The sequence below is a fragment of the Klebsiella sp. M5al genome, assembly GCF_002090195.1.
Taxonomy (GTDB): domain Bacteria; phylum Pseudomonadota; class Gammaproteobacteria; order Enterobacterales; family Enterobacteriaceae; genus Klebsiella; species Klebsiella grimontii.
In genome coordinates this window covers 615,230-638,202 of sequence record NZ_CP020657.1, presented here as the reverse complement: position 1 = coordinate 638,202, position 22,973 = coordinate 615,230, and the positions used below count along the sequence as shown (strand labels likewise).

Here is a 22,973-nt window from a genome sequence, read left to right as displayed (position 1 = left end):
AGTTCCGTCAGCAAAGCGGGATTAGCGTTTGTAGAATGCCGGGCATTCAGGCAGCGTCACCTCAACCGGGTCGCTGGTTCCCTGCGCTTTGATACAGGCGTCGGCAGCGACGGACGCCGCGTAGCCATCCCACGCCGATGGGCCGTGCAGCTGGCCGGCCTGAACATCATTGATAAAGGCCTGCAGCTCAACGTCATACGCTTTGATAAAGCGATCCTTCCAGTCGGTCAGAATAGCGGTCGACAGGTTAGCGGCTTTGCGCATCTGCACGGCCGACGGCTCAGGCAGGCGGGCAATTCCGGTTTCCCCTACTACTTCACACTGGATGTCATAGCCGTACTGGCAGTTCACAAAGACTTCCACATCGATCAGCGTGCCTTTTTTGGTTTCAAACGACACGATCTGCGGGTCTTTCAGACGCGCATGGGTGTGGGACGTGGAGCGCGGGAAGCGCACCTGCACGGAGCGATAGTCGTCATTCAGCAGCCAGCGCAGCACATCCAGCTCGTGAATCAGGGTGTTGGTGATCGCCATATCGGTGGTGTAATTCTCGCCCACCGACTGGTTGCGGTGCGCGCAGCGCAGCATCAGCGGCGCGCCGATGTCGCCGTCATCGATCACTTTTTTCAGCGCCAGATAGCCTTCGTCGTAAGGGCGCATAAATCCAACCTGCACCAGGCGGCGACCGGCTTTCATTTCCGCATCAACGATACGGCGGCAGCCTTCCGCGCTCATCGCCAGCGGCTTCTCGCAGAACACCGGCTTACCGGCGGCGATGGCGGCCAGCGTGTACTCTTCGTGGGTGGGGTCCCATGAGGTGACCAGAATGGCATCCACATCGCTGGCCTTAATCACGTCATGACCGTCGGCGTACACTTCGGCATGCACGCCCGGCAGCGCAACCGCGGCGCGCGCGTTCTCTTCGTTGATGTCCGAAACCGCCACTACCGTGGCTCCCTGCAGTACCTGAGTGCAACGACGGATATGTTCTTTACCGATAGCGCCGGCACCGATGACACCTAATTTGAGTGACATAGTTGGTTTTCTCCCGAGATTTGTAGGGTTCAGGGTTTGTGTTCTGTTTTAGTAATCCCGCGCCTGAGCGCGTTTTTCATTGATCATTTGCGCCACTTTGCGGATCCGTTCGGAGAGCGCAGACTGCGCGACGCCGACGTTCCACCAGCTGCCGTATTTGTGCACCATGGTTTTCGGCAGCACTTTAATGTCTATCAGGGTGCTGACGGTTTCGCGGCGCGCGGCGTCCAGCGCGTGGCGTAGTTCTTCTAGCGTCGTGACGCGCCAGGTTTTGCAGCCGTAGCCGGCAGCGACAGTGGCGAAATCTACCGGCACCAGGCCGCCCTGCAGCTGGCCCGATTCGGCGCAGCGGAAGCGGAACTCGGTGCCGAAGCTGTCCATCCCGTGCTCCATTTGCAGGTTGTTAATGCAGCCGTTGGCCATGTTGTCGAGCAGCACGATGTTGATCTTCGCGCGCTCCTGTAGGGAGGTCACCAGCTCGGAGTGCAGCATCATGAACGAGCCGTCGCCGACCAGCGAATAGACCTCGCTTTGCGGCTGGGCTAACTTCACGCCCAGCGCGGCGCTGACTTCATACCCCATGCAGGAGTAGCCGTATTCAACGTGATAGGTGTTGGCGGCCCGGTTGCGCCAGACGCGCTGCAGGTCTCCCGGCAGGCTCCCCGCCGCCGCTACAATCACCGCATCCGCCGGCAGCGTTTCGTTAAGTACGCCAAGAACGCTGCTTTGCGTCAGGGTGGAGTCGGTTATCTGGCGAAATTCGCGATACACCGATTCCCGATCCAGATGGTCGTCGATTTCCGGGACGAAAGCGGTTTCCTGCCACACCGCCTGGTAAACGCGCTGGGTCTCTTTCAGCTGGCGACTCTGCACGCTTTCAATCTGCTCGCCCCAGCCAGCCTGCCAGGATTCGCCGGACAGGGCGCCGTCCAGGGCAGTGAGGGCTTCGCGGGCATCCGCCAGCATCGGAATCCCATCCAGCTTCCAGGCATCGAAGTTGCTGACGTTAATATTGAGGAAACGCACGCCCGGGTGCTGGAAAATCCATTTTGACGAGGTGGTGAAATCGCTGAAACGGGTGCCAAGACCGATGACTAAGTCCGCCTCTTTCGCCAACAGGTTCGCCGCCAGGCAGCCGGTTTCGCCGACGCCGCCCACGTTATACGGATGCGAAGAGACAACGCTGCCTTTACCCGCCTGGGTTTCGGCAAACGGAACGCCGTAGCGCTCGGCAAAACGGGTCAACGCCTCGCCTGCGCCGGAGTATTTCACCCCGCCGCCGCAGACGATCAGCGGCTTACGGCTGGCTTTAATCGCCGCCACGGCATCCGCCAGCTGCGCGGCGCTGGCCGGGCGGCGGTCAAGGCGGTGTACCCGACGGGTAAAGAACGACTCCGGATAATCCCAGGCTTCGCCCTGGACATCCTGCGGCAGACAAAGCGTGACCGCACCGGTTTCCGCCGGGTCGGTCAACACGCGCATGGCGTTGATGCAGGCGCTCATCAGCTGTTCCGGACGGGTGATGCGATCCCAGTATTTACTCACCGCGCGAAACGCGTCGTTAGTGGTAATGCTGAGATCGTGGCTCTGTTCGATTTGCTGCAGCACCGGATCAGGCTGGCGGGTCGCAAACACATCGCCCGGCAGCAGCAGCAGCGGGATGCGGTTGGCGGTCGCGGTGGCGGCGGCGGTAATCATGTTCGCCGCGCCGGGGCCAATGGAGGAGGTACAGGCAATAATCTGACGACGCAGGGACTGTCTGGCAAAACCGGTAGCGACATGCGCCATCCCTTGCTCGTTACGCCCCTGATAGACCCGCATTTCACCGCTATCTTGTTCAAGGGCCTGCCCCATTCCCAGCACGTTGCCGTGGCCAAAGATAGCAAAGATGCCTTTGACGAACTTATGCTCTTCGCCATCGACTTCCAGGTACTGGTTATCCAGGAACTTCACCAGCGCCTGCGCCATTGTCAGTCTCAGTTTGCCCATGTTGCCCAATCCTTATTATTCAGTATTTGCGTGTGGGTTAGCGTTTTGCCCTGCGCCGCGATACAAGCGATGAGTCAGGAAAATCGTTAACGTCACTGGAATACTTTTGGATTATAGGCAAACATTTTTTTCATTAAATAGAAATACAGAAGAAATATTTCATTTTGCGAGAGGGATCAAACTCTCTATGCATTTCACCCGTTTCATTCGCATCCTATATCGGGGATAACGCGCAAATTACGCGGTCCACCTCTTAATATCCCCTTAAAAATCATAGGTAAAGATAGATGTTCAACTGACGTCCGTTTAACTTTCAGCCGCTGTGCAGGATCCGAGGCAGAATGAGGCTCAGCGCGGCATAGTGGTATATCCCTCACATTTTTGGTTTTTTAATTTCGATCTAGTTTGCAAATGAAATATTTATTTCTCAAACTAAGGGTAACCAATAACCCTCAGGCTGTTTTCGGAGACGCTGTCGGCAGTCCGACTCTTCCGTACAGCAGAAATGCAAAAGGAAACCCTAGCTATGAATGCAGCAGTAAAGCGACTCGACGTCATCTGTATTGGCCGGGTGGCAGTCGATCTCTATGCCCAGCAGATTGGCGCGAGGCTGGAAGATGTCGCCAGTTTTTCTAAATACCTGGGTGGCTCTTCCGGCAACGTCGCCTTCGGCACCGCCATTCAGGGATTAAAATCGGCGATGCTCGCCCGCGTGGGCGATGAGCATAATGGCCGTTTTCTTCGCGAAACCCTGAGCCGCGCCGGCGTCGATACCGAATATCTGATCACCGATAAGCAGCGCCTGACGGCGTTAGTAATGCTGGGGATTAAAGATCAGGAGACGTTTCCGCTGATTTTTTACCGCGATAACTGCGCCGATATGGCCCTTTCGCCAGAAGATATTAAGGAAGAGTACATCGCCTCTTCCCGGGCGCTGGCGGTAACCGGCACCCACCTTTCGCACGCCAACACGCGCGAAGCGGTGCTGAAGGCGCTGGAGTACGCACGCCGTCACGGCCTGCGCACCGCGCTGGATATCGACTATCGTCCGGTGCTTTGGGGTTTAACCTCTTTAGGTGACGGTGAAACGCGTTTCATTGAATCCGGCCAGGTGACCAGCCAACTGCAGGAAGTCCTGCATCTGTTCGATTTGGTGGTCGGTACTGAAGAAGAGTTTCATATTGCCGGCGGCAGCACCGATACCCTGACTGCGCTGAAAAACGTGCGTAACGCCACGAAAGCGACGCTGGTTTGCAAGCGCGGCCCGATGGGCTGCGTGGTGCTGGAAGGCGCCATTCCCGACAACTGGGATAGCGTGCCGCTACAGCAGGGCGTACGCGTAGACGTGCTTAACGTGCTGGGCGCGGGCGATGCCTTTATGTCCGGCCTGCTGCGCGGCTGGCTTAACGATGAAGGCTGGGAGCAGGCCTGTCGCTACGCTAACGCCTGCGGCGCGCTGGTGGTTTCACGCCACGGCTGCGCGCCCGCGATGCCGACCAAAGCCGAGCTTGACGACTATCTGTCGCGGGCAGAATCGGTCCCGCGGCCGGATATCGACGATCGCCTCAACCATCTGCATCGCGTCACCAGCCGCCGCCAGGCGTGGCCGGAGCTGTGCATTTTCGCCTTTGACCACCGTAAACAGCTGGCAGATCTGGCGCTGGAAACCGGGCGTGATGAATCCTGCATTCCGCAACTGAAGCTGCTGCTGCTGGCGGCCGCGGAAGCCGCCGCAGACGAAGCCGGTCTTGACGGTCGCAGCGGCATCCTCGCCGATGGCACCTACGGCCAGCGCTCGCTCAATGCCATCACCGGCAAGGGCTGGTGGATTGGTCGGCCGATTGAAATGCCGAGCTCGCGCCCGCTGCGCCTGGAACATGGCAACATCGGTTCCCAGCTGATCGACTGGCCGCTGGAGCACGTGGTGAAATGCCTGGTCTTCTATCATCCGGCCGATCCCGCCGAGCTGCGCGCCGAACAGGATGCGCTGCTGCTGGAGGTCTGGCAGGCGTGCAACAAGTCCGGGCATGAGCTGCTGCTGGAAATCATCCTGCCGGAAAACGGCCCGGATAAAGATGAACGCCACTACCACGACATGCTGGAGCACTTCTATCAGCTGGGCATCCAGCCGGACTGGTGGAAGCTGCCGCCGCTGTCGAGCGCGGAATGGGAAAGGATCGGCAAACTGATCGCGCGAGAAGATAGCTGGTGCCGCGGGATCTTAATCCTCGGCCTGGACGCCCCTTCGGACCGTCTGCGCGCCGGTTTTGCCGAAGCGGCGAAGCATCCGATGATCAAAGGTTTTGCCGTAGGACGCACCATTTTTGGCCAGCCTTCACGGCGCTGGATGCAGGGCGAGCTCAGCGACGAGGCGCTGATTAACGAAGTGAAACGCAACTACCTTACGCTCATCGGCTACTGGCGAGAAGCCCGCGGCTGATTCAGCCCCCGCCCGCATCCTCTTTCGAAGATGCGGGCTTTTTTCTGGATCTTCGTGAAATGAATCGCGTATTTCATCGTAGTAAATGAAAAATTCGCTTCATTTGATACACTGGAAATTATATTCCTTTCATTTTCTCAGAGCGCAATCTATGGCCAATAATCCGACCCAACTTACCATCTTGCAGGATGAAATCAGGCGTCGCTACGACACGTTAAGCAAACGCCTGAAACAGGTAGCCCGCTATATTCTCGATAACAGCAATAGCGTGGCTTTCGACACCGTGGCCTCTATCGCGCAACAAGCTGATGTCCCCCCTTCCACGCTGATCCGCTTCGCTAACGCCTTTGGTTTTAGCGGCTTCAACGAAATGAAGCAGATGTTCAAGCAGCATCTGATGGAAGAGACGGCTAACTATACCGAGCGCGCGCGTCTGTTCCGCCAGACCACGACGGATGACGCAACCCCGCCGGAAACGCCGACCGAAATCCTGAATATGTTCACCATGGTCAATACCCAGGCGCTGCAGCAGCTGGCGATGCAGACCTCCGGCGACGATCTGCAGCGCGCGGTCGCGCTGCTGGCGGAAGCGGAGAATATCTACGTTATTGGCCTGCGCCGCTCCTTTAGCGTCGCCTCCTATTTGACCTACGCTCTGCGCCATCTGGACCGTAAAGCATTTCTGATTGACGGTCTGGGCGGCATGTTTACCGAGCAGCTCAGCCTGGTCGGGCCGAAAGATGTCGTGGTGGCGGTGAGCTTCTCTCCGTATGCGCGGGAAGTGGTTGAACTGGTGGAGCTCGGCGCGCAGCGTAAAGCACGACAGATAGCGATTACCGACAGCCAGGTCAGCCCGCTGGCGGCCTTCAGCGACGTCTGCTTTGTGGTGCGCGAGGCGCAGGTTGATGGTTTCCGTTCGCAGGTGGCCTCGCTGTGCCTGGCCCAGACGCTGGCGGTCTCGCTGGCGCTGAACAGCAGCAAGGATGCAGAAACGAAGCAGCTGGCTTAAATTTTTCATGCCTCCCGGATGGCGACGTAAACGTCTTATCCGGGCTACTTGTCCGCAGACGACGGTAAACCCGTAGCCCGGCTAAGCGCAGCGCAAGCCGGGGATGTGCCAGAATTGCGACGACGATCTTATTCGGGCTATAGGATCAAAAAGGCCGGCTAGCGTTGCTAACCGGCCTTTTTATTATCAACCAATGTTAATCGTGGCGGGGATAATCAGGGCTGTTGATCCACGCGTGATCCTCTTCCCAGGTAAACATCCATTTGCGATCCGGACCGGCCATTACGTTCAGATAGTAGCTGTCATACCCGGCAATCGCCGCCACCGGATGGTAGCCGCGCGGCACCATGACCACATCGTGGTTGTAGGGAGCCATGCAGGCATCGAGGCTGCGATCATCGGTGTAGACGCGCTGGAAGGCAAAACCCTGCGGCGGATCGAAACGGTGATAGTAGGTCTCTTCCAGCTGGGTTTCCTGGCCCGGCAGCGCCGTATCGTGCTTGTGCGACGGCCATGAGCTGGTCGCCCCTTCCTCGGTGTAAACCTCCACCACCAGCAGGCAGTCCGCCTGCGCGCTATCCGGCAGAATATTGTGCACCAGGCGCTGGTTGCGCCCCTTACCCCGATGCTCTACGCCCACGTCCTGCGGGGAGATAACTCGAGCCGGTAAAGTTCCTTTACCCGGGGCGCTGCATACGGCCAGCTCGAGGTCTGAATCTGCCGTCACTTCGACTTTATCCTGCGGCGGCACGTAGACTGACCAGGGCGGCGTCCGCTCAAACGGCGACATACGCTGGCCGAGGTTCGGGAAATCCGCCCGCGTGGTTTTTACCGAAGCCAGGCCGGCGACCAGCACCAGGCACAGTTCGCGATCGCCGCTTTCCAGGGTGACGGTTTGTCCTTTCTTTAACATCCAGACATCAAAACCAATGTACTTCCACCCCGCGCTCTGTGGGGTGATGTGCTGAATCTGCCCTTCTTTTTTTGCTTTAGCCAGTAAAGACATGGCGCTCTCCTTCGCCGATTAGCCTAACGTCGGCATACTGAATTCAGATACGGTTTGCTGACCCTGCGGCCAGCGGACGGTGGCGGTTTTCATACGCGTATAGAAGCGCACGCCGTCCGGGCCATGCACGTTCAGTGCGCCGAATACGGAGCGTTTCCAGCCGCCAAAGCTATGGAAGGCCATGGGAACGGGTACCGGTACGTTGACCCCAACCATTCCGGCCTGGACATCATGGACAAATTCACGCGCGGTGTGGCCGTTGCTGGTAAAGACGGCGCTGCCGTTGCCGAACTCATGGCTGTTCACCAGCTCCAGCGCGCTGTGGTAATCCGCCACGCGGACAATACCCAGCACCGGGCCAAAAATCTCCTCGCGCCAGATTGTCATCTCCGGCGTGACGTTGTCGAACAGCGTTCCGCCGACGTAGTACCCCTCTTCAAACCCGGGAACCTGCGGCTTGCGGCCATCAACCACCAGCGTCGCCCCCTCGCTGACCCCTTTATCAATATATCCCAGCACTTTTTTCTGATGGGTATCGGAGACGACCGGCCCCATTTCGTTCTCCTCTTTTCCGCGCATACAGCCCGGCCCCACCTTCAGGGACTCCACCAGCGGCTTCAGGCGCGCAATCAGTTTATCCGCCGTCTCATCGCCGACGGCGACCACCACCGGCAGCGCCATGCAGCGCTCGCCCGCCGAGCCGAACGCGCCGCCCATAATGGCGTTCACGGTGGCATCCAGATCGGCATCCGGCATCACAATCGCGTGGTTTTTCGCCGCGCCAAACGCCTGTACTCGCTTGCCATAGGCGCTGGCGGTTTTATAAATATGCTCCGCCACGCCGGACGAGCCCACGAAACTTACCGCCGCGATCCGCGGGTCCCGGTAGAGCTGCTCAGCGTCTTCATTACTGCAGTGCACCACGTTAAAGACGCCATCCGGCAGCCCTGCTTCTTTCAGCAATTCCGCCAGACGCACCGCGGCGGTCGGCGCCAGCGCTGGCGGCTTGAGGACAAAGCTGTTGCCGCAGGCCAGCGCCAGCGGGAACATCCACATCGGCACCATCGCCGGGAAGTTGAACGGCGTAATGCCCGCCACCACGCCCAGCGGCTGCATCAGCGAATAGCTATCAACGCCGGTGCCGACATCCGATGAGAACTCCCCTTTGATCAGATGCGGAATACCGCAGGCAAACTCGACGACTTCCATGCCGCGCGTCAGCTCACCCATCGCGTCGGAAAACACTTTACCGTGCTCGCTGACGATAATCCCCGCCAGCTCTTCAGCATGCTGTTCCAGTAACATTTTAAAATTGAACATCACGCGCGCGCGGCGCAGCGGCGTGGTGCGCGACCAGCTCTCAAAAGCATCACGCGCCACCTGAATGGCGTCAGAGACTTCCTGCGCGGTCGATAACGTGACTTCGCGGACCACTTTGCCCGTCGCGGGGTCGAATACCGGCATTGTTTTGTTGCTGCCGCTGGTAACGGTTTTCCCGCCAATAAAGTTTCCTGTGATAGTCATGCTCTCGCCTCATCTGTATGGGGTATCGGGGGCCAACGCAGTACGGCCCATTACTGGATCTGCTGTGCTATAACCGTAGTAAAATGAAATTAATATTTCAATATTGATAGCTAATGAAATTCAATTTTGGTGACGATGGTCGCAATTTATTGTAAGGAAACGCCGCCTTGCGCGCTAAAGTCCGATAAAAAGAGATTAGACATAGCGCCTCCTGGAGCCAGCAGCAATGAAAGCACAACAGAAAAATATTTTGCGAGTCGGCTCAAAAAACCGCCATTTCATACATTGCTAATTTTGGAATAAATGTTTTGACTATGAGGCATTCGAACGAATTCGATCCCTACGTTTCAGGAGAGTCAAAATGGCTATTGCATCGCAACGTTTCTGCATCAACCGCAAGATCGCCCCGTCACTCAGCATTGAGGCCTTTTTCCGGCTGGTGAACAGCCTCGGGCTGAACAAAGTCGAGCTACGTAACGACCTCCCCAGCGGAAAAGTAACCGACAACCTGAGCCATCAGCAGGTGCGGGAGTTGGCTGACCGCTACCATATTGAGATCCTCACGATCAACGCGGTCTACCCCTTCAACTGCCGCACCGCAGAGGTTCGTAGCCTGACGGAGTCATTGTTAAAAGAAGCCAAAGCCGTTGGCGCCAAATCGCTGGTGCTGTGCCCGCTGAACGATGGTACCGAGGTTCCGGCGAGCGAAACCCTTAACGCCCTGCGCGACCTGGCGCCGCTATTCGCCTTCTACGGCATTCAGGGGCTGGTGGAACCGCTCGGTTTCCCGCAGAGCTCGCTGCGCTCCTCGGCGCAGGCGCAAACGCTAATCCACGACGCGCGGGTGCCGTTTAAGCTGCTGATCGATACCTTCCATCATCATCTTTATCCGCAGGCGGAGCAGGAGTTTAACCAGGTGGATATCGGCGAAATCGGTCTGGTCCATCTTTCCGGCGTAGAGGATACCCGCCCGCGCGAAGCCCTTACCGACAATGAGCGCATCATGCTGAGCGCAAAAGACCAGTTGCAAAGCTGCGAGCAGGTCAAAAACCTGGAGGCGCGCGGCTATCAGGGCGTGTATGCGTTCGAACCCTTCGCGCCGGAGCTGGCAAACTGGAGCGAAGGCGATATCCGCCGCGAAATCGAGCAGAGCATCGCGTTAATTCAGCGCCACTGCGCCTGAAGCGAATAAGCGAAGGCGCGCATGATTTCCCTCCTTTTGTCATCAGGTTGCCTATACTCGCAGCAGGATAAATGGAGAAATCGATCATGAGCGCACCTCTGCTGATTGCCCGCACGCTGGATAAACAGCTGCATTTACTGCCCGCTATGGCCAACCGCCACGGCTTAATTACCGGCGCCACGGGGACCGGTAAAACCGTCACCCTGCAAAAGCTGGCGGAGTCGTTCTCGGAGATCGGCGTTCCGGTATTTATGGCCGATGTGAAAGGCGACCTCACCGGTATCGCCGAGTCGGGCCAAAGTTCGGAAAAGCTGCAGGCGCGTCTGGAAAAAATCGGCGCAACGGACTGGCAGCCGCACGCCAATCCGGTGGTGCTATGGGATATTTTCGGCGAAAAAGGCCACCCGGTGCGCGCCACGGTTTCCGATCTCGGGCCGCTGCTGCTGGCGCGCCTGCTCAACCTCAATGAGGTTCAGTCCGGGGTGCTGAATATCATCTTCCGTATCGCCGACGATCGCGGGCTGCTGCTGCTCGACTTTAAAGACCTGCGCGCCATTACCCAATACATTGGCGACAACGCCAAAGCGTTTCAGAACCAGTACGGCAATATCAGCAGCGCCTCCGTTGGGGCGATTCAGCGCGGGTTACTTACCCTTGAGCAGCAGGGCGCGGAGCACTTTTTCGGCGAACCTATGCTCGATATTCAGGACTGGATGCGCGTCGACGCTGAGGGTAAAGGGGTGATTAATATCCTGAGCGCCGAGAAGCTCTACCAGATGCCGAAGCTGTACGCCGCCAGCCTGCTGTGGATGCTCTCAGAGCTTTACGAACGGCTGCCGGAGGCCGGCGACCAGGAGAAGCCAAAGCTGGTCTTTTTCTTTGATGAAGCGCATCTGCTGTTTAACGATGCGCCGCAGGTGCTGCTGGATAAAATCGAGCAGGTTATCCGCCTGATTCGCTCTAAGGCCGTCGGTGTTTATTTCGTTTCGCAAAACCCGGCGGACATTCCCGATGCGGTTCTCGGTCAGCTGGGCAATCGCGTGCAGCACGCCCTGCGCGCCTTCACGCCGAAAGACCAAAAAGCAGTAAAAACCGCCGCGCAGACCATGCGCGCGAATCCGGCGTTCAGTACCGAACAGGCGATCCAGGAGCTGGGCACGGGGGAGGCTCTGATCTCCTTTCTTGATGAGAAGGGCAGCCCTTCGATAGTGGAACGCGCGATGGTTATCGCCCCCTGCTCACGTATGGGGCCGGTCACCGATGACGAACGTAACGGGCTGCTTAACCACTCGCCGCTATACGGAAAATATGAAGAAGAGATCGACCGTGAATCGGCCTTTGAAATGCTGCAACAGGGTGTTCAGAGCACAACGGAGCAACAGCAGTCGCCGCCGGTAAAAGGCCAGCAAAACGGCGATGACGACGGCCTGCTCGGCGGATTAAAAGACATTCTGTTCGGTACCACCGGGCCGCGCGGCGGCAAACGCGACGGTATCGTACAAACGGCAGCCAAGAGCGCGGTGCGTCAGGTGACCAACCAGATAGTCAGGGGAATGCTGGGAAGCTTGCTTGGCGGGCGGAAACGCTAAAAAAACGCCCCCTTTCTGACTTCAGGAAGGGGGCGCGTTACGTCAGGATTTGCGCATCATCAGCCAGAGGCTCAGCAAGAAGAAGCTGGCGCTCGGCAGCAGCGCGCCGATAATCGGCGGAATGCCGTATACCAGGGTTAGCGGGCCGAAAATCTGGTCCAGCACGTAGAAGATGAAGCCGAAGCTGATCCCGGTCACTACCCTGACGCCCATCGGCACGCTACGCAGCGGGCCAAAGATAAACGACAGCGCCATCAGCATCATCACCGCCACCGACAGCGGCTGGAAGATTTTGCTCCACATATTGAGCTGATAGCGGCCCGGATCCTGACCGCTGGACTTCAGATAGGTGACATAGTTGTGCAGGCCGCTGATGGACAGTGCGTCCGGGTCCAGCGCCACCACGCCGAGCTTATCCGGGGTCAGGTTGGTCTTCCAGGTCCCGCTGACCGTCTGCGTTCCGGTGACCTGTTTCGGATCGGTCAGGTTGGATTCATCTACCTGCGACAGCCGCCAGAGCTTATTCTCGGTATCGAATTTGGCCGACGCGGCATAGCGAACGGACTGCAGGCGGCGCTGGTCGTTAAAGGCGTAGATGCTCACTCCGCCCAGCTCATCGCTGCCTTTTACCCGCTCGATATACACAAAGTTATGGCCGTCTTTCGCCCACAGCCCCTGCTGCGTGGAAAGCAGCGACCCACCGTACATCTGCTGAGCACGATAGTTACGCGCCATCTGCTCGCCCTGCGGGGCAACCCACTCGCCTATCGCCATGGTCAGCAGCACCAGCGGAATCGCGGTTTTCATCACCGACAGCGCCACCTGCAGGCGGGTAAAGCCGGAAGCCTGCATCACCACCAGTTCGCTGCGCTGCGCCAGCATCCCCAGCCCCAGCAGCGCGCCGAGCAGCGCCGCCATCGGGAAGAAGATTTGGATATCTTTCGGCACGCTGAGAATCGTGTAGATTCCGGCCCCCAGCGCATCATAGTTGCCCTGCCCGGCCTTTTTCAGCTGGTCGACAAACTTGATGATGCCGGAGAGGGAAACCAGCATGAACAGGGTCATCATGATGGTGTTGAAAATCGTCTTACCGATATAACGGTCAAGTACCCCAAACGCCTGCATCACGCCGCTCCTTTGTTAAAACGGGCACGGAAGCGGCGCATCGGCACCGTATCCCACAGGTTCAACAGCACGGCCAACGCGAAATAGAGCAGGTTTACCGCCCACATCCAGATCATCGGGTCCATTTTGCCTTTACCGCCGCTCGATTTAATCGACGTTTGCAGCAGGAAGAACACCAGATAGAGCAGCATCGCCGGCAGCATCGACAGCACGCGGCCCTGGCGCGGGTTCACCACGCTAAGCGGCACCACCATCAGCGCCATGATGAACACCGTCGCGACCAGCGTGAAGCGCCAGTGCAGCTCCGCCCGGGCGCGATCGGTATCGGTACGCCACAGGGTGCGCATATCCATCTGCTCGGTATCGTTCGGATCGGATGCCACGGCCTGATGGCCGACAATCGCCTGATAGTTTTTAAAGTCGGTAATGCGGAAGTCGCGCAGCATCGCGGTGCCTTCAAAGCGGGTGCCCTGATTCATGGTCACCACCTGCGAGCCGTCTTTACGCAGCGAGAGCTCGCCGGTATCCGCGACAACCACCGACGGGCGCGCGTTGCCTCGCGGCCGCAGCTGAGCGAGGAAAACGTCGCTGAAGCGGTTGCCGTTGACGTTCTCAATAAACAGCACCGCGCTGCCGTCGCTGGCCTGCTGGAACTGGCCCTGAGCCAGCGCCGCCATGCCGGGGTTCGCTTTCGCTTCCGCCAGCACTTCATCCTGGTGACGAGAAGACCAGGGGCCGGCCCACATCACATTGACCGCCGCGACGATGCCCGTAAAGAGCGCCAGAATCATGGCGGCTTTCACCAGCACGGCCTTGCTCAGGCCGCAGGCGTGCATCACCGTGATTTCGCTTTCGGTATACAGTTTGCCCAGCGTCATCAGCAGCCCGAGGAATAAGCTCAGGGGCAGAATGAGCTGCGCCATTTCAGGTACGCCCAGCCCTAACAGCGAGAGCACCAGATTGGTCGGGATATCGCCATCAACAGCGGCGCCGAGGATCCTGACCAGTTTCTGACAGAAGAAAATGAGTAGCAGGATGAATAGGATCGCCAACTGGCTTTTCAGCGTCTCACGAACCAGATATCTTATGATTATCACTATAAATACGCCCGTAAAAACCCGTTTTATTGCAGGAAAATTGCTTGTTTCATGGCTTAAACGTCATTTATTCTCTTTGGTCGTCGAAAACATCGCTAAGATTAAATGACTCGCTGGTTCTGCGTATCAGGATCTTTTCTGACGAACCAAGGCCGTAATAACGTTAAGATTAACACGAAGTCACCACAACAGCGGACATGAGTTACGAAAGCTTTCAATTCTATCCGTAGCCACCGTCGTTGTCTTTAAGATTCAGGAGCGTAGTGCATGGAGTTCAGTGTAAAAAGCGGTAGCCCGGAGAAGCAGCGGAGCGCCTGTATCGTGGTCGGCGTCTTTGAACCACGGCGCCTCTCCCCCATCGCCGAACAGCTTGATAAAATTAGCGACGGTTATATCAGCGCCCTGCTGCGTCGCGGCGAGCTGGAAGGCAAACCTGGCCAGACTTTATTGCTGCACCATGTGCCGAACATTCTGTCGGAGCGCATTCTGCTTATTGGCTGCGGTAAAGAGCGCGAGCTGGATGAGCGTCAATACAAGCAGGTCATTCAGAAAACTATCAATACGCTGAATGATACTGGCTCGATGGAAGCCGTCTGCTTCCTGACTGAGCTGCACGTCAAAGGCCGCAATAACTACTGGAAAGTGCGTCAGGCGGTCGAGACCGCCAAAGAGACGCTGTACAGCTTTGACCAGTTGAAAACCAACAAAAGCGAGCCGCGCCGCCCGCTGCGTAAAATGGTTTTCAACGTCCCGACCCGTCGCGAGCTGACCAGCGGCGAACGCGCCATTCAGCACGGTCTGGCGATTGCCGCCGGTATTAAAGCGGCAAAAGATCTCGGCAATATGCCGCCAAACATCTGTAACGCTGCCTATCTGGCTTCTCAGGCGCGCCAGCTGGCCGATACCTACAGTAAGAACGTCATTACCCGCGTTATCGGCGAACAGCAGATGAAAGAGCTGGGAATGAACTCTTATCTGGCGGTCGGCAACGGTTCGCAGAACGAATCACTGATGTCGGTTATCGAATACAAAGGCAGCCCGGCGGAGGATGCGCGTCCTATCGTGCTGGTCGGTAAAGGCCTGACCTTTGACTCCGGCGGCATCTCCATCAAGCCAGCCGAAGGCATGGACGAGATGAAATACGATATGTGCGGCGCGGCGGCGGTGTACGGCGTAATGCGCATGGTGGCAGAACTTCAGCTGCCGCTGAACGTTGTCGGCGTGCTTGCCGGATGTGAAAACATGCCGGGCGGTCGCGCCTACCGACCAGGCGACGTGTTGACCACGATGTCCGGGCAAACGGTTGAAGTGCTGAACACCGATGCCGAAGGGCGTCTGGTGCTGTGCGATGTGCTGACCTACGTCGAGCGCTTCGAGCCGGAGACGGTAATCGACGTGGCGACGCTGACCGGCGCCTGCGTGATAGCGCTGGGCCATCACATCACCGGCCTGATGTCGAACCACAATCCGCTGGCCCACGAGCTGATCGGCGCCTCCGAACTGGCGGGCGATCGCGCATGGCGTCTGCCGCTTGGCGACGAGTTCCAGGAACAGCTGGAGTCTAACTTCGCCGATATGGCGAACATCGGCGGCCGTCCAGGCGGAGCGATTACCGCGGGCTGCTTCCTGGCGCGCTTTACCCGCAAGTACAACTGGGCGCACCTGGATATCGCCGGTACCGCGTGGCGTTCCGGGAAAGCCAAAGGCGCGACCGGTCGTCCGGTGGCGATGCTGTCGCAGTTCCTGCTCAACCGCGCTGGATTTACCGGCGAAGAGTGATGCAACGTGCCGGGTGTACCCGGCCTACTAACGACAGTACATCGTAGGCCGGGTCCACCCGGCTTAAGCATTTAAAGTCATCACAAGAAGCCCCATATATGAAAAACGCAACGTTCTACCTTCTGGACAACGACACACAACAAGACGGTCTGAGCGCCGTTGAACAACTGGTGTGTGACATTGCCGCAGAACGTTGGCGCAGCGGCAAGCGAGTGCTCATCGCCTGCGAAGATGAGCAGCAGGCCATTCGTCTGGATGAGGCGCTGTGGGCGCGGCCAGCGGAAAGTTTTGTTCCGCATAATCTGGCGGGAGAAGGTCCGCGCGGCGGCGCGCCGGTGGAGATCGCCTGGCCGCAAAAGCGCAACAGTAGCCCGCGGGATATACTGATTAGCCTGCGGCTAAACTTTGCAGATTTTGCCACCGCTTTCACAGAAGTGATAGACTTCGTCCCTTATGAAGATTCTTTGAAACAACTGGCGCGCGAACGTTATAAAGCGTACCGCATGGCTGGTTTCAACCTGAACACGGCAACCTGGAAATAATGGAAAAGACATACAACCCCCAAGATATCGAACAGCCGCTTTACGAGCACTGGGAAAAGCAGGGCTATTTCAAGCCTAACGGCGATGAAAGCAAAGAGTCCTTCTGCATCATGATCCCGCCGCCGAACGTCACCGGCAGTTTGCATATGGGTCATGCCTTCCAGCAAACCATCATGGATACCATGATTCGCTACCAGCGCATGCAGGGTAAAAACACCCTGTGGCAGGCCGGTACCGACCACGCGGGTATCGCTACCCAGATGGTGGTTGAGCGTAAGATTGCCGCCGAAGAAGGTAAAACCCGCCACGACTACGGTCGCGACGCCTTTATCGATAAAATCTGGCAGTGGAAAGCGGAGTCCGGCGGCACCATTACCCGCCAGATGCGCCGCCTGGGCAACTCCGTGGACTGGGAGCGCGAGCGCTTTACCATGGACGAAGGCCTGTCCAACGCCGTCAAAGAAGTCTTTGTCCGCCTGTATAAAGAAGATCTGATCTACCGCGGCAAGCGCCTGGTCAACTGGGACCCGAAACTGCGTACCGCTATCTCCGATCTGGAAGTGGAAAACCGCGAGTCTAAAGGCTCGATGTGGCATATCCGCTATCCGCTGGCCGACGGCGCGAAAACCGCTGACGGTAAAGATTATCTGGTCGTCGCCACCACCCGACCGGAGACCGTGCTGGGCGATACCGGCGTGGCCGTTAACCCGGAAGATCCGCGCTATAAAGACCTTATCGGCAAATTCGTGATCCTGCCGCTGGTTGACCGCCGCATTCCGATTGTGGGCGATGAACACGCCGATATGGAAAAGGGCACCGGCTGCGTGAAGATCACCCCGGCGCACGACTTTAACGACTATGAAGTGGGCAAGCGTCACGCCCTGCCGATGATCAACATCCTGACCTTTGACGGCGACATCCGCGAAACCGCGGAAGTTTACGATACCAAAGGCAACGAGTCTGACGTCTACTCAAACGCCATCCCGACGGAGTTCCAGAAGCTGGAGCGCTTTGCCGCGCGTAAAGCGGTGGTTGCCGCTATCGATGCCCTGGGCCTGCTGGACGAGATTAAACCGCACGACCTGACCGTCCCTTACGGCGACCGCGGCGGCGTGGTGATCGAACCGATGCTGACCGACCAGTGGTATGTGCGTGCCGACGTGCTGGCAAAACCGGCGGTAGAGGCGGTTGAGAACGGCGATATCCAGTTCGTGCCGAAGCAGTACGAAAACATGTATTTCTCCTGGATGCGCGATATTCAGGACTGGTGCATCTCCCGCCAGCTGTGGTGGGGTCACCGCATCCCGGCATGGTACGACAACGACGGCAACGTCTACGTTGGCCGCACCGAGGACGAAGTGCGTCAGGAAAATAACCTCGGCGCCGACGTGGCGCTGCGCCAGGACGAAGACGTTCTCGATACCTGGTTCTCCTCCGCGCTGTGGACCTTCTCCACCCTCGGCTGGCCGGAAAATACCGATGCCCTGCGCCAGTTCCACCCAACCAGCGTGATGGTTTCCGGCTTCGATATCATCTTCTTCTGGATTGCCCGCATGATCATGATGACCATGCACTTCATCAAAGATGAAAACGGCAAGCCGCAGGTGCCGTTTAAAACCGTCTACATGACCGGCCTGATCCGCGATGACGAAGGCCAGAAGATGTCCAAATCGAAGGGCAACGTTATCGACCCGCTGGATATGGTCGACGGCATTTCCCTGCCGGAGCTGCTGGAAAAACGCACCGGTAACATGATGCAGCCGCAGCTGGCGGAAAAAATCGCCAAACGCACCGAGAAACAGTTCCCGAATGGCATTGAGCCGCACGGCACCGACGCCCTGCGCTTTACCCTGGCGGCGTTGGCCTCTACCGGCCGCGATATCAACTGGGATATGAAGCGTCTGGAAGGTTACCGTAACTTCTGCAACAAACTGTGGAACGCCAGCCGCTTTGTGCTGATGAACACCGAAGATCAGGATTGCGGCTTTAACGGCGGCGAGATGACCCTGTCGCTGGCGGACCGCTGGATCCTCGCGGAATTCAACCAGACCGTAAAAGCCTACCGCGAGGCGCTGGACGGCTTCCGTTTCGATATCGCCGCGGGCATTCTGTATGAGTTCACCTGGAACCAGTTCTGCGACTGGTATCTGGAGCTGACCAAGCCGGTGATGACCGGCGGTTCCGAGTCTGAGCTGCGCGGCACCCGCCACACGCTGGTAACCGTTCTGGAAGGTCTGCTGCGCCTGGCGCACCCGATTATCCCATTCATCACCGAGACCATCTGGCAGCGCGTGAAGGTCATTTGCGGTATCACTGCCGATACCATCATGCTGCAGCCGTTCCCGCAGTACGATGCGTCTCAGGTTGACGAAGCGGCGCTGGCCGATACCGAATGGCTGAAGCAGGCGATCGTCGCCGTGCGTAACATCCGTGCGGAAATGAACATCGCCCCAGGTAAGCCGCTGGAGCTGCTGCTGCGCGGTTGCAGCGAAGCCGCGGTTCGTCGCGTGAACGACAACCGTAGCTTCCTGCTGAACCTGGCGCGTCTGGAAAGCATCACCGTGCTGCCCGCCGATGATAAAGGTCCGGTTTCGGTGACCAAAATTATTGACGGCGCCGAGCTGCTGATCCCGATGGCTGGTCTTATCAACAAAGAAGATGAGCTGGCGCGCCTCGCGAAAGAAGTGACAAAAATCGAAGGCGAGATTGGCCGCATCGAAAGCAAACTCTCCAACGAAGGCTTTGTGGCGCGCGCGCCGGAAGCGGTGATCGCCAAAGAGCGTGAGAAGCTGGAAGGTTACGCGGAAGCGAAAGCGAAGCTGATTGAGCAGCAGGCGGTTATCGCCGCGCTGTAATTCACTCGCCCCTTATCCCATCCGGGTAAGGGGCGTTTTCTGTGAAAGATCCTCGCTTGCACTCTCCCCTTCCGCAATGTTATTAACAACATTATCCGTCATCATTTTGCAATGAGTCTTCACATGAATACGAGCGCAACCCTACCGCTAACCCTGCGCCGCATCACGGCTAATGATAATCCGGCGATAGCTAACGTTATCCGCCAGGTTTCCGCCGAATATGGTCTGACCGCCGATAAAGGCTATACGGTCGCCGATCCGAATCTGGATCAACTCTATGAGCTTTATAGCCAACCGGGTTCCGCCTATTGGGTCGTTGAGCTGAATGGTGAAGTGGTTGGCGGCGGCGGCGTGGCGCCGCTCTCCTGCAGCGAGCCCGATATCTGCGAACTGCAAAAAATGTATTTTATGACCTCCGCGCGCGGCCGGGGGCTGGCGAAAAAGCTGGCGCTGATGGCCCTGGATTACGCCCGTGAACAAGGTTTCAAACGCTGCTATCTGGAAACCACCGCCTTCCTTAAAGAAGCGGTCGGTTTATATGAGCATCTCGGCTTTGAGCATATCGACGGGCCGCTGGGCTGCACCGGCCACGTTGACTGCGAAGTCACGATGCTGAAAGTATTGTAGCTCCTGAGTGTTCCTTGTACCGGCCACAGCATCAGACAAAGACCACAACGCTAATCGGTGATGGGCGCAGGCCGCTGCGGTGAAGCTGCGGCCTGGCGCTCAGACCGGCACGCCGCTGTGAAAACGAAACTCCGCTTCAGGCGCGTTAATTAACGCCGCTTCCGCCTCGCCAAGCTGGCGCACGCGTTCGCTGATATCGTCCGCGGCAATCCTCTGCGCTAAGTCCAGATAGTCCTGATAGTGGCGCGCTTCGGAGCGCAGCAGCGACAGATAAAACTTCTGCAGATCGTCATCCAGCCATGGCGCCAGCGCGGCAAAACGCTCGCAGGAACGGGCTTCAATGTAGGCGCCGCAAATCAGTTTATCGATCAGCATCACCGGTTCGTGAGAACGCACTTCCCGACGCAGCCCACGGGCGTAATTGCTGGCGGTGATTTTGACGTAGGGAATATCGCGGGAAAGCATGATTTCGCGCACCTGCCAGAAGTGATGCAGCTCCTCTTTGATCAGCAAAATCATGCTGTCGAGCAGCTGACGTCCCCAGGGATCGTCGGTCTGCGGCATGGCGCTTTTGTTTATCTGCTTATGCAGCGCGACGAAATCCGGCTCCGGGCCCCAGCGGTAAGTGAAGTCCTCATAGGGCTTCAGGCAGGCCAGCAGCTCATCGGCGCCGTCTTTATCCGCGACGTATCGACGTACCAGCAGCATGGCGTTTTGCGCCGCTTTCAGCTCGCACACCATATGGTCGGTCAACAGCAGCGGAAGATTTTCCGGTTTACGGGCTTCATCAATCCACGCCTGAGGAGTTGGGCAATGCAGAAAACCTAAAATCGGGGCGAGTATTTGCGGGTAATCCATTAAAATTCCTTGCTATACGGCGGCATAACGCACCGCCGTATACCTCTGCTACCTAGTGGCGAACGCCGTCGTCGTCTTCATCAACGAGATCTTCGTCGTCATCGCCTTCTTCGTCTTCCCCGTTAGGATCTTCGTAGTAGGTGCCCCAGCCGTCGTATTCCACGTCGTATTTTTCCGCCAGCGTCATCAGCTGCTCAACCTGGGCATCGATCAGCTCGGCATTCAGCGCGGATTCGCTGAGGATATCGCAGCAAATAACGGTATCGCCCTCTTCCACTTCCAGCTCTTCTGGCTCAGTCACTTCATAGCCCAGCTTGAAGGCTTCTACCGCCACTTTCTCCAGCGTTTCGAAATCATCGGCGGAGAGATGGTGCTCAATGGTATACAGCGCGTCCGGATCGCTGCCGTCTTCGAGCAGCTCTTCAATAATCAGACGCGTTTCTTCACGCTGTTCTTCCAGTAATTCCGGGTTGGCCATGGCTCGTTCCTCATAATGTGTCGCAGATGCTTCTATTGTCACATACCGCCGTGATTGCCTCCACCTTCTGAGCGAAAGATTTATGACACGGGGTTGCAAATGAATATTCATACATATAAAGTGAATTTTAATTCAACAAATGGTCTAAGCCATGTGAGGGAACCATGTCCGCGTTTTATCAGAAGCATTTTTTAAAGTTGCTTGATTTTACTCCTGCAGAAATTACCGCCCTGCTTGAACTGGCGGCCAGGCTCAAAGCTGATAAGAAAAACAATATCGAAATTCAGCATCTCACCGGCAAAAACATCGCGCTCATCTTCGAAAAAGACTCTACCCGCACCCGATGCTCTTTCGAAGTTGCCGCATTTGACCAGGGCGCTCGCGTCACGTATCTCGGACCAAGCGGCAGCCAGATTGGCCACAAAGAGTCGATTAAAGACACCGCCCGCGTGCTGGGACGCATGTACGACGGTATTCAATATCGCGGTCATGGCCAGGAAGTGGTGGAAACTCTTGCCGAATATGCCGGCGTTCCGGTCTGGAACGGCCTGACCAATGAATTCCACCCTACTCAGCTGCTGGCGGACCTGCTGACCATGCAAGAGCACCTGCCGGGCAAAGCCTTTAACCAGATGACCCTGGTCTACGCCGGCGACGCGCGGAATAATATGGGCAACTCCATGCTCGAAGCCGCCGCGCTGACCGGTCTGGATCTGCGTCTGGTCGCGCCAACGGCCTGCTGGCCGGAAGAGAAGCTGGTCGAGCAGTGCCGGGCGCTGGCGCAGAAAAACGGTGGCAATATTACGCTGACCGAAGATATTGCCGCGGGCGTGAAGGGCGCTGACTTTATCTATACCGACGTCTGGGTATCGATGGGCGAAGCCAAAGAGAAGTGGGCGGAGCGTATCGCGCTGCTGCGCGCGTATCAGGTGAATAGCGAGATGATGGCGCTGACCGGCAATCCGCAGGTGAAATTCCTCCACTGCCTGCCCGCGTTCCACGACGACCAGACCACGCTCGGCAAACAGATGGCGGCGGAGTACGGCCTGCACGGCGGGATGGAAGTGACCGACGAGGTATTTGAATCCGCGGCCAGCATCGTTTTCGATCAGGCGGAAAACCGCATGCATACCATCAAAGCGGTGATGGTGGCGACGCTGGGTAAGTAAGCGTTCTCACGATATTTCCCCGGATTGCGCTGCGCTTATCCGGGCTATCCGCCGCCAAACCGCACGGATCTGTAGCCCGGGCAAGGCGCCAGCCGCAGCCCGTGGGCGTTCCCGGAGGCGGCGCTTGACGCGCCTGTCCGGGCTACCGGACCGCAACAACCATAGCCTCGGCGAGCAGCCCGGGATATTTTTACGCCATCAGCATCTTCACAACCGCTTTGCGCACCTTCGCCGGCGTGCCGACGGCGCACAGCGGCTTATGCACTTCGCCGGGATAGAACACCACAAAGTCGCCTTCGCTGAGGATGACGGTTTTTTCCTGCGCCCCCTCCGCCAGGAAGGCGATGTCTTTATCCGCCAGCCAGTTGGTATCCGGCGCACCGGCGGGAAGAACGCTAAAGGTCATGCCCTCCTGGCCTTTGAGTACAATCTGGATGTCGAGGTAACGGGCGTGATACTCGGCGCGGCGGTCAGCCATCGGCTCGGTGGTATCTTCGGATATGAGATAGAACAGATTGTTGCCGTCAATATCATGTTTACCCAGCGGCGTCGCGTCGGTGACGTGGGCCTTAACGTGTTCGATAGCTTCGCGCAGAGACGCCGGCAGCCAGCTCTGCAGATGGTGAATGTTCCCAACGATCATAATAACCTCTGATTATAAAACAGCT

At 57.7% G+C, this 22,973-nt stretch carries 19 protein-coding genes; 10 read left to right on the top strand and 9 right to left on the bottom strand.

The genetic code is table 11. From position 1 onward, the window contains the following. Window positions 1-21: 21 nt before the first annotated feature. On the bottom strand, window positions 22-1,035 hold the full coding sequence (locus BWI76_RS03095) for a Gfo/Idh/MocA family protein (protein ID WP_004136140.1): 1,014 nt from the start codon (window positions 1,033-1,035) through the stop codon (window positions 22-24). Between the two features lie 48 nt (window positions 1,036-1,083). Continuing rightward, on the bottom strand, window positions 1,084-3,024 hold the full coding sequence (gene iolD, locus BWI76_RS03090) for a 3D-(3,5/4)-trihydroxycyclohexane-1,2-dione acylhydrolase (decyclizing) (protein ID WP_049087198.1): 1,941 nt from the start codon (window positions 3,022-3,024) through the stop codon (window positions 1,084-1,086). A gap of 526 nt (window positions 3,025-3,550) precedes the next feature. On the opposite strand from iolD, the gene BWI76_RS03085 reads away from it, so the two are divergent. Further along, complete coding sequence (locus BWI76_RS03085; protein ID WP_004136144.1) at window positions 3,551-5,464, top strand: bifunctional 5-dehydro-2-deoxygluconokinase/5-dehydro-2-deoxyphosphogluconate aldolase; 1,914 nt, start codon at window positions 3,551-3,553, stop codon at window positions 5,462-5,464. A gap of 151 nt (window positions 5,465-5,615) precedes the next feature. Continuing rightward, window positions 5,616-6,473 carry a MurR/RpiR family transcriptional regulator gene (locus tag BWI76_RS03080; protein WP_004098142.1) on the top strand — a complete coding sequence of 286 codons (858 nt, stop codon included), beginning with the start codon at window positions 5,616-5,618 and terminating at the stop codon, window positions 6,471-6,473. Between the two features lie 196 nt (window positions 6,474-6,669). On the opposite strand, the gene iolB is transcribed toward BWI76_RS03080, so the two are convergent. Together iolB and BWI76_RS03070 are read right to left on the bottom strand one after the other, a co-directional pair. Then, window positions 6,670-7,479 (bottom strand): 5-deoxy-glucuronate isomerase, encoded by an 810-nt coding sequence (gene iolB / locus BWI76_RS03075; protein ID WP_004136145.1) that lies wholly within the window; start codon window positions 7,477-7,479, stop codon window positions 6,670-6,672. Window positions 7,480-7,497: 18 nt separating this feature from the next. Beyond that, window positions 7,498-9,003 carry a CoA-acylating methylmalonate-semialdehyde dehydrogenase gene (locus tag BWI76_RS03070; protein ID WP_004136147.1) on the bottom strand — a complete coding sequence of 502 codons (1,506 nt, stop codon included), beginning with the start codon at window positions 9,001-9,003 and terminating at the stop codon, window positions 7,498-7,500. Between the two features lie 361 nt (window positions 9,004-9,364). Here BWI76_RS03070 and BWI76_RS03065 point away from each other — a divergent pair, with 361 nt between their 5' ends. Next, window positions 9,365-10,186, top strand: a complete 822-nt coding sequence (locus tag BWI76_RS03065) for a TIM barrel protein (RefSeq protein ID WP_004136148.1) — start codon at window positions 9,365-9,367, stop codon at window positions 10,184-10,186. A gap of 86 nt (window positions 10,187-10,272) precedes the next feature. Beyond that, window positions 10,273-11,775: a helicase HerA-like C-terminal domain-containing protein gene (locus BWI76_RS03060; protein ID WP_004136149.1), complete on the top strand. Its 1,503-nt coding sequence runs from the start codon at window positions 10,273-10,275 to the stop codon at window positions 11,773-11,775. A gap of 42 nt (window positions 11,776-11,817) precedes the next feature. Here BWI76_RS03060 and lptG read toward each other — a convergent pair whose 3' ends face one another. Then, entirely contained in the window at window positions 11,818-12,900 is a 1,083-nt protein-coding gene (gene lptG / locus BWI76_RS03055) for an LPS export ABC transporter permease LptG (RefSeq protein ID WP_004136150.1), read from the bottom strand. Further along, complete coding sequence (gene lptF / locus BWI76_RS03050; protein WP_004128284.1) at window positions 12,900-13,997, bottom strand: LPS export ABC transporter permease LptF; 1,098 nt, start codon at window positions 13,995-13,997, stop codon at window positions 12,900-12,902. Before lptF ends, lptG begins: the two co-directional genes overlap by 1 nt. Before the next feature lie 267 nt (window positions 13,998-14,264). Here lptF and pepA point away from each other — a divergent pair, with 267 nt between their 5' ends. From pepA to BWI76_RS03025, 4 genes are all read left to right on the top strand, one after another. Continuing rightward, on the top strand, window positions 14,265-15,776 hold the full coding sequence (gene pepA / locus BWI76_RS03040; protein ID WP_004136151.1) for a leucyl aminopeptidase: 1,512 nt from the start codon (window positions 14,265-14,267) through the stop codon (window positions 15,774-15,776). A gap of 98 nt (window positions 15,777-15,874) precedes the next feature. Next, complete coding sequence (gene holC, locus BWI76_RS03035) at window positions 15,875-16,318, top strand: DNA polymerase III subunit chi (protein WP_004098129.1); 444 nt, start codon at window positions 15,875-15,877, stop codon at window positions 16,316-16,318. Beyond that, entirely contained in the window at window positions 16,318-19,173 is a 2,856-nt protein-coding gene (locus tag BWI76_RS03030) for a valine--tRNA ligase (RefSeq protein ID WP_049087201.1), read from the top strand. The genes holC and BWI76_RS03030 overlap by 1 nt, the downstream gene beginning before the upstream one ends. A gap of 123 nt (window positions 19,174-19,296) precedes the next feature. Next, window positions 19,297-19,800 (top strand): GNAT family N-acetyltransferase, encoded by a 504-nt coding sequence (locus BWI76_RS03025; protein WP_024360506.1) that lies wholly within the window; start codon window positions 19,297-19,299, stop codon window positions 19,798-19,800. A gap of 99 nt (window positions 19,801-19,899) precedes the next feature. Here BWI76_RS03025 and miaE read toward each other — a convergent pair whose 3' ends face one another. Then, window positions 19,900-20,658, bottom strand: coding sequence for a tRNA isopentenyl-2-thiomethyl-A-37 hydroxylase MiaE (gene miaE / locus BWI76_RS03020; RefSeq protein ID WP_004136153.1), 759 nt, complete (start codon window positions 20,656-20,658; stop codon window positions 19,900-19,902). A gap of 52 nt (window positions 20,659-20,710) precedes the next feature. Further along, entirely contained in the window at window positions 20,711-21,136 is a 426-nt protein-coding gene (rraB, locus tag BWI76_RS03015; protein ID WP_004098122.1) for a ribonuclease E inhibitor RraB, read from the bottom strand. 99 nt (window positions 21,137-21,235) lie between these two features. Here rraB and argL point away from each other — a divergent pair, with 99 nt between their 5' ends. Both argL and argF read left to right on the top strand, forming a co-directional pair. After that, window positions 21,236-21,331 carry a putative translational regulatory protein ArgL gene (argL, locus tag BWI76_RS28730; protein ID WP_370798676.1) on the top strand — a complete coding sequence of 32 codons (96 nt, stop codon included), beginning with the start codon at window positions 21,236-21,238 and terminating at the stop codon, window positions 21,329-21,331. Next, a complete protein-coding gene (gene argF / locus BWI76_RS03010; RefSeq protein ID WP_024360508.1) occupies window positions 21,301-22,305 on the top strand; it encodes an ornithine carbamoyltransferase in 1,005 nt (334 codons plus the stop codon). The genes argL and argF overlap by 31 nt, the downstream gene beginning before the upstream one ends. A 190-nt stretch (window positions 22,306-22,495) precedes the next feature. On the opposite strand, the gene BWI76_RS03005 is transcribed toward argF, so the two are convergent. Continuing rightward, window positions 22,496-22,948: a YhcH/YjgK/YiaL family protein gene (locus tag BWI76_RS03005; RefSeq protein WP_004137188.1), complete on the bottom strand. Its 453-nt coding sequence runs from the start codon at window positions 22,946-22,948 to the stop codon at window positions 22,496-22,498. Window positions 22,949-22,973 lie beyond the last annotated feature (25 nt).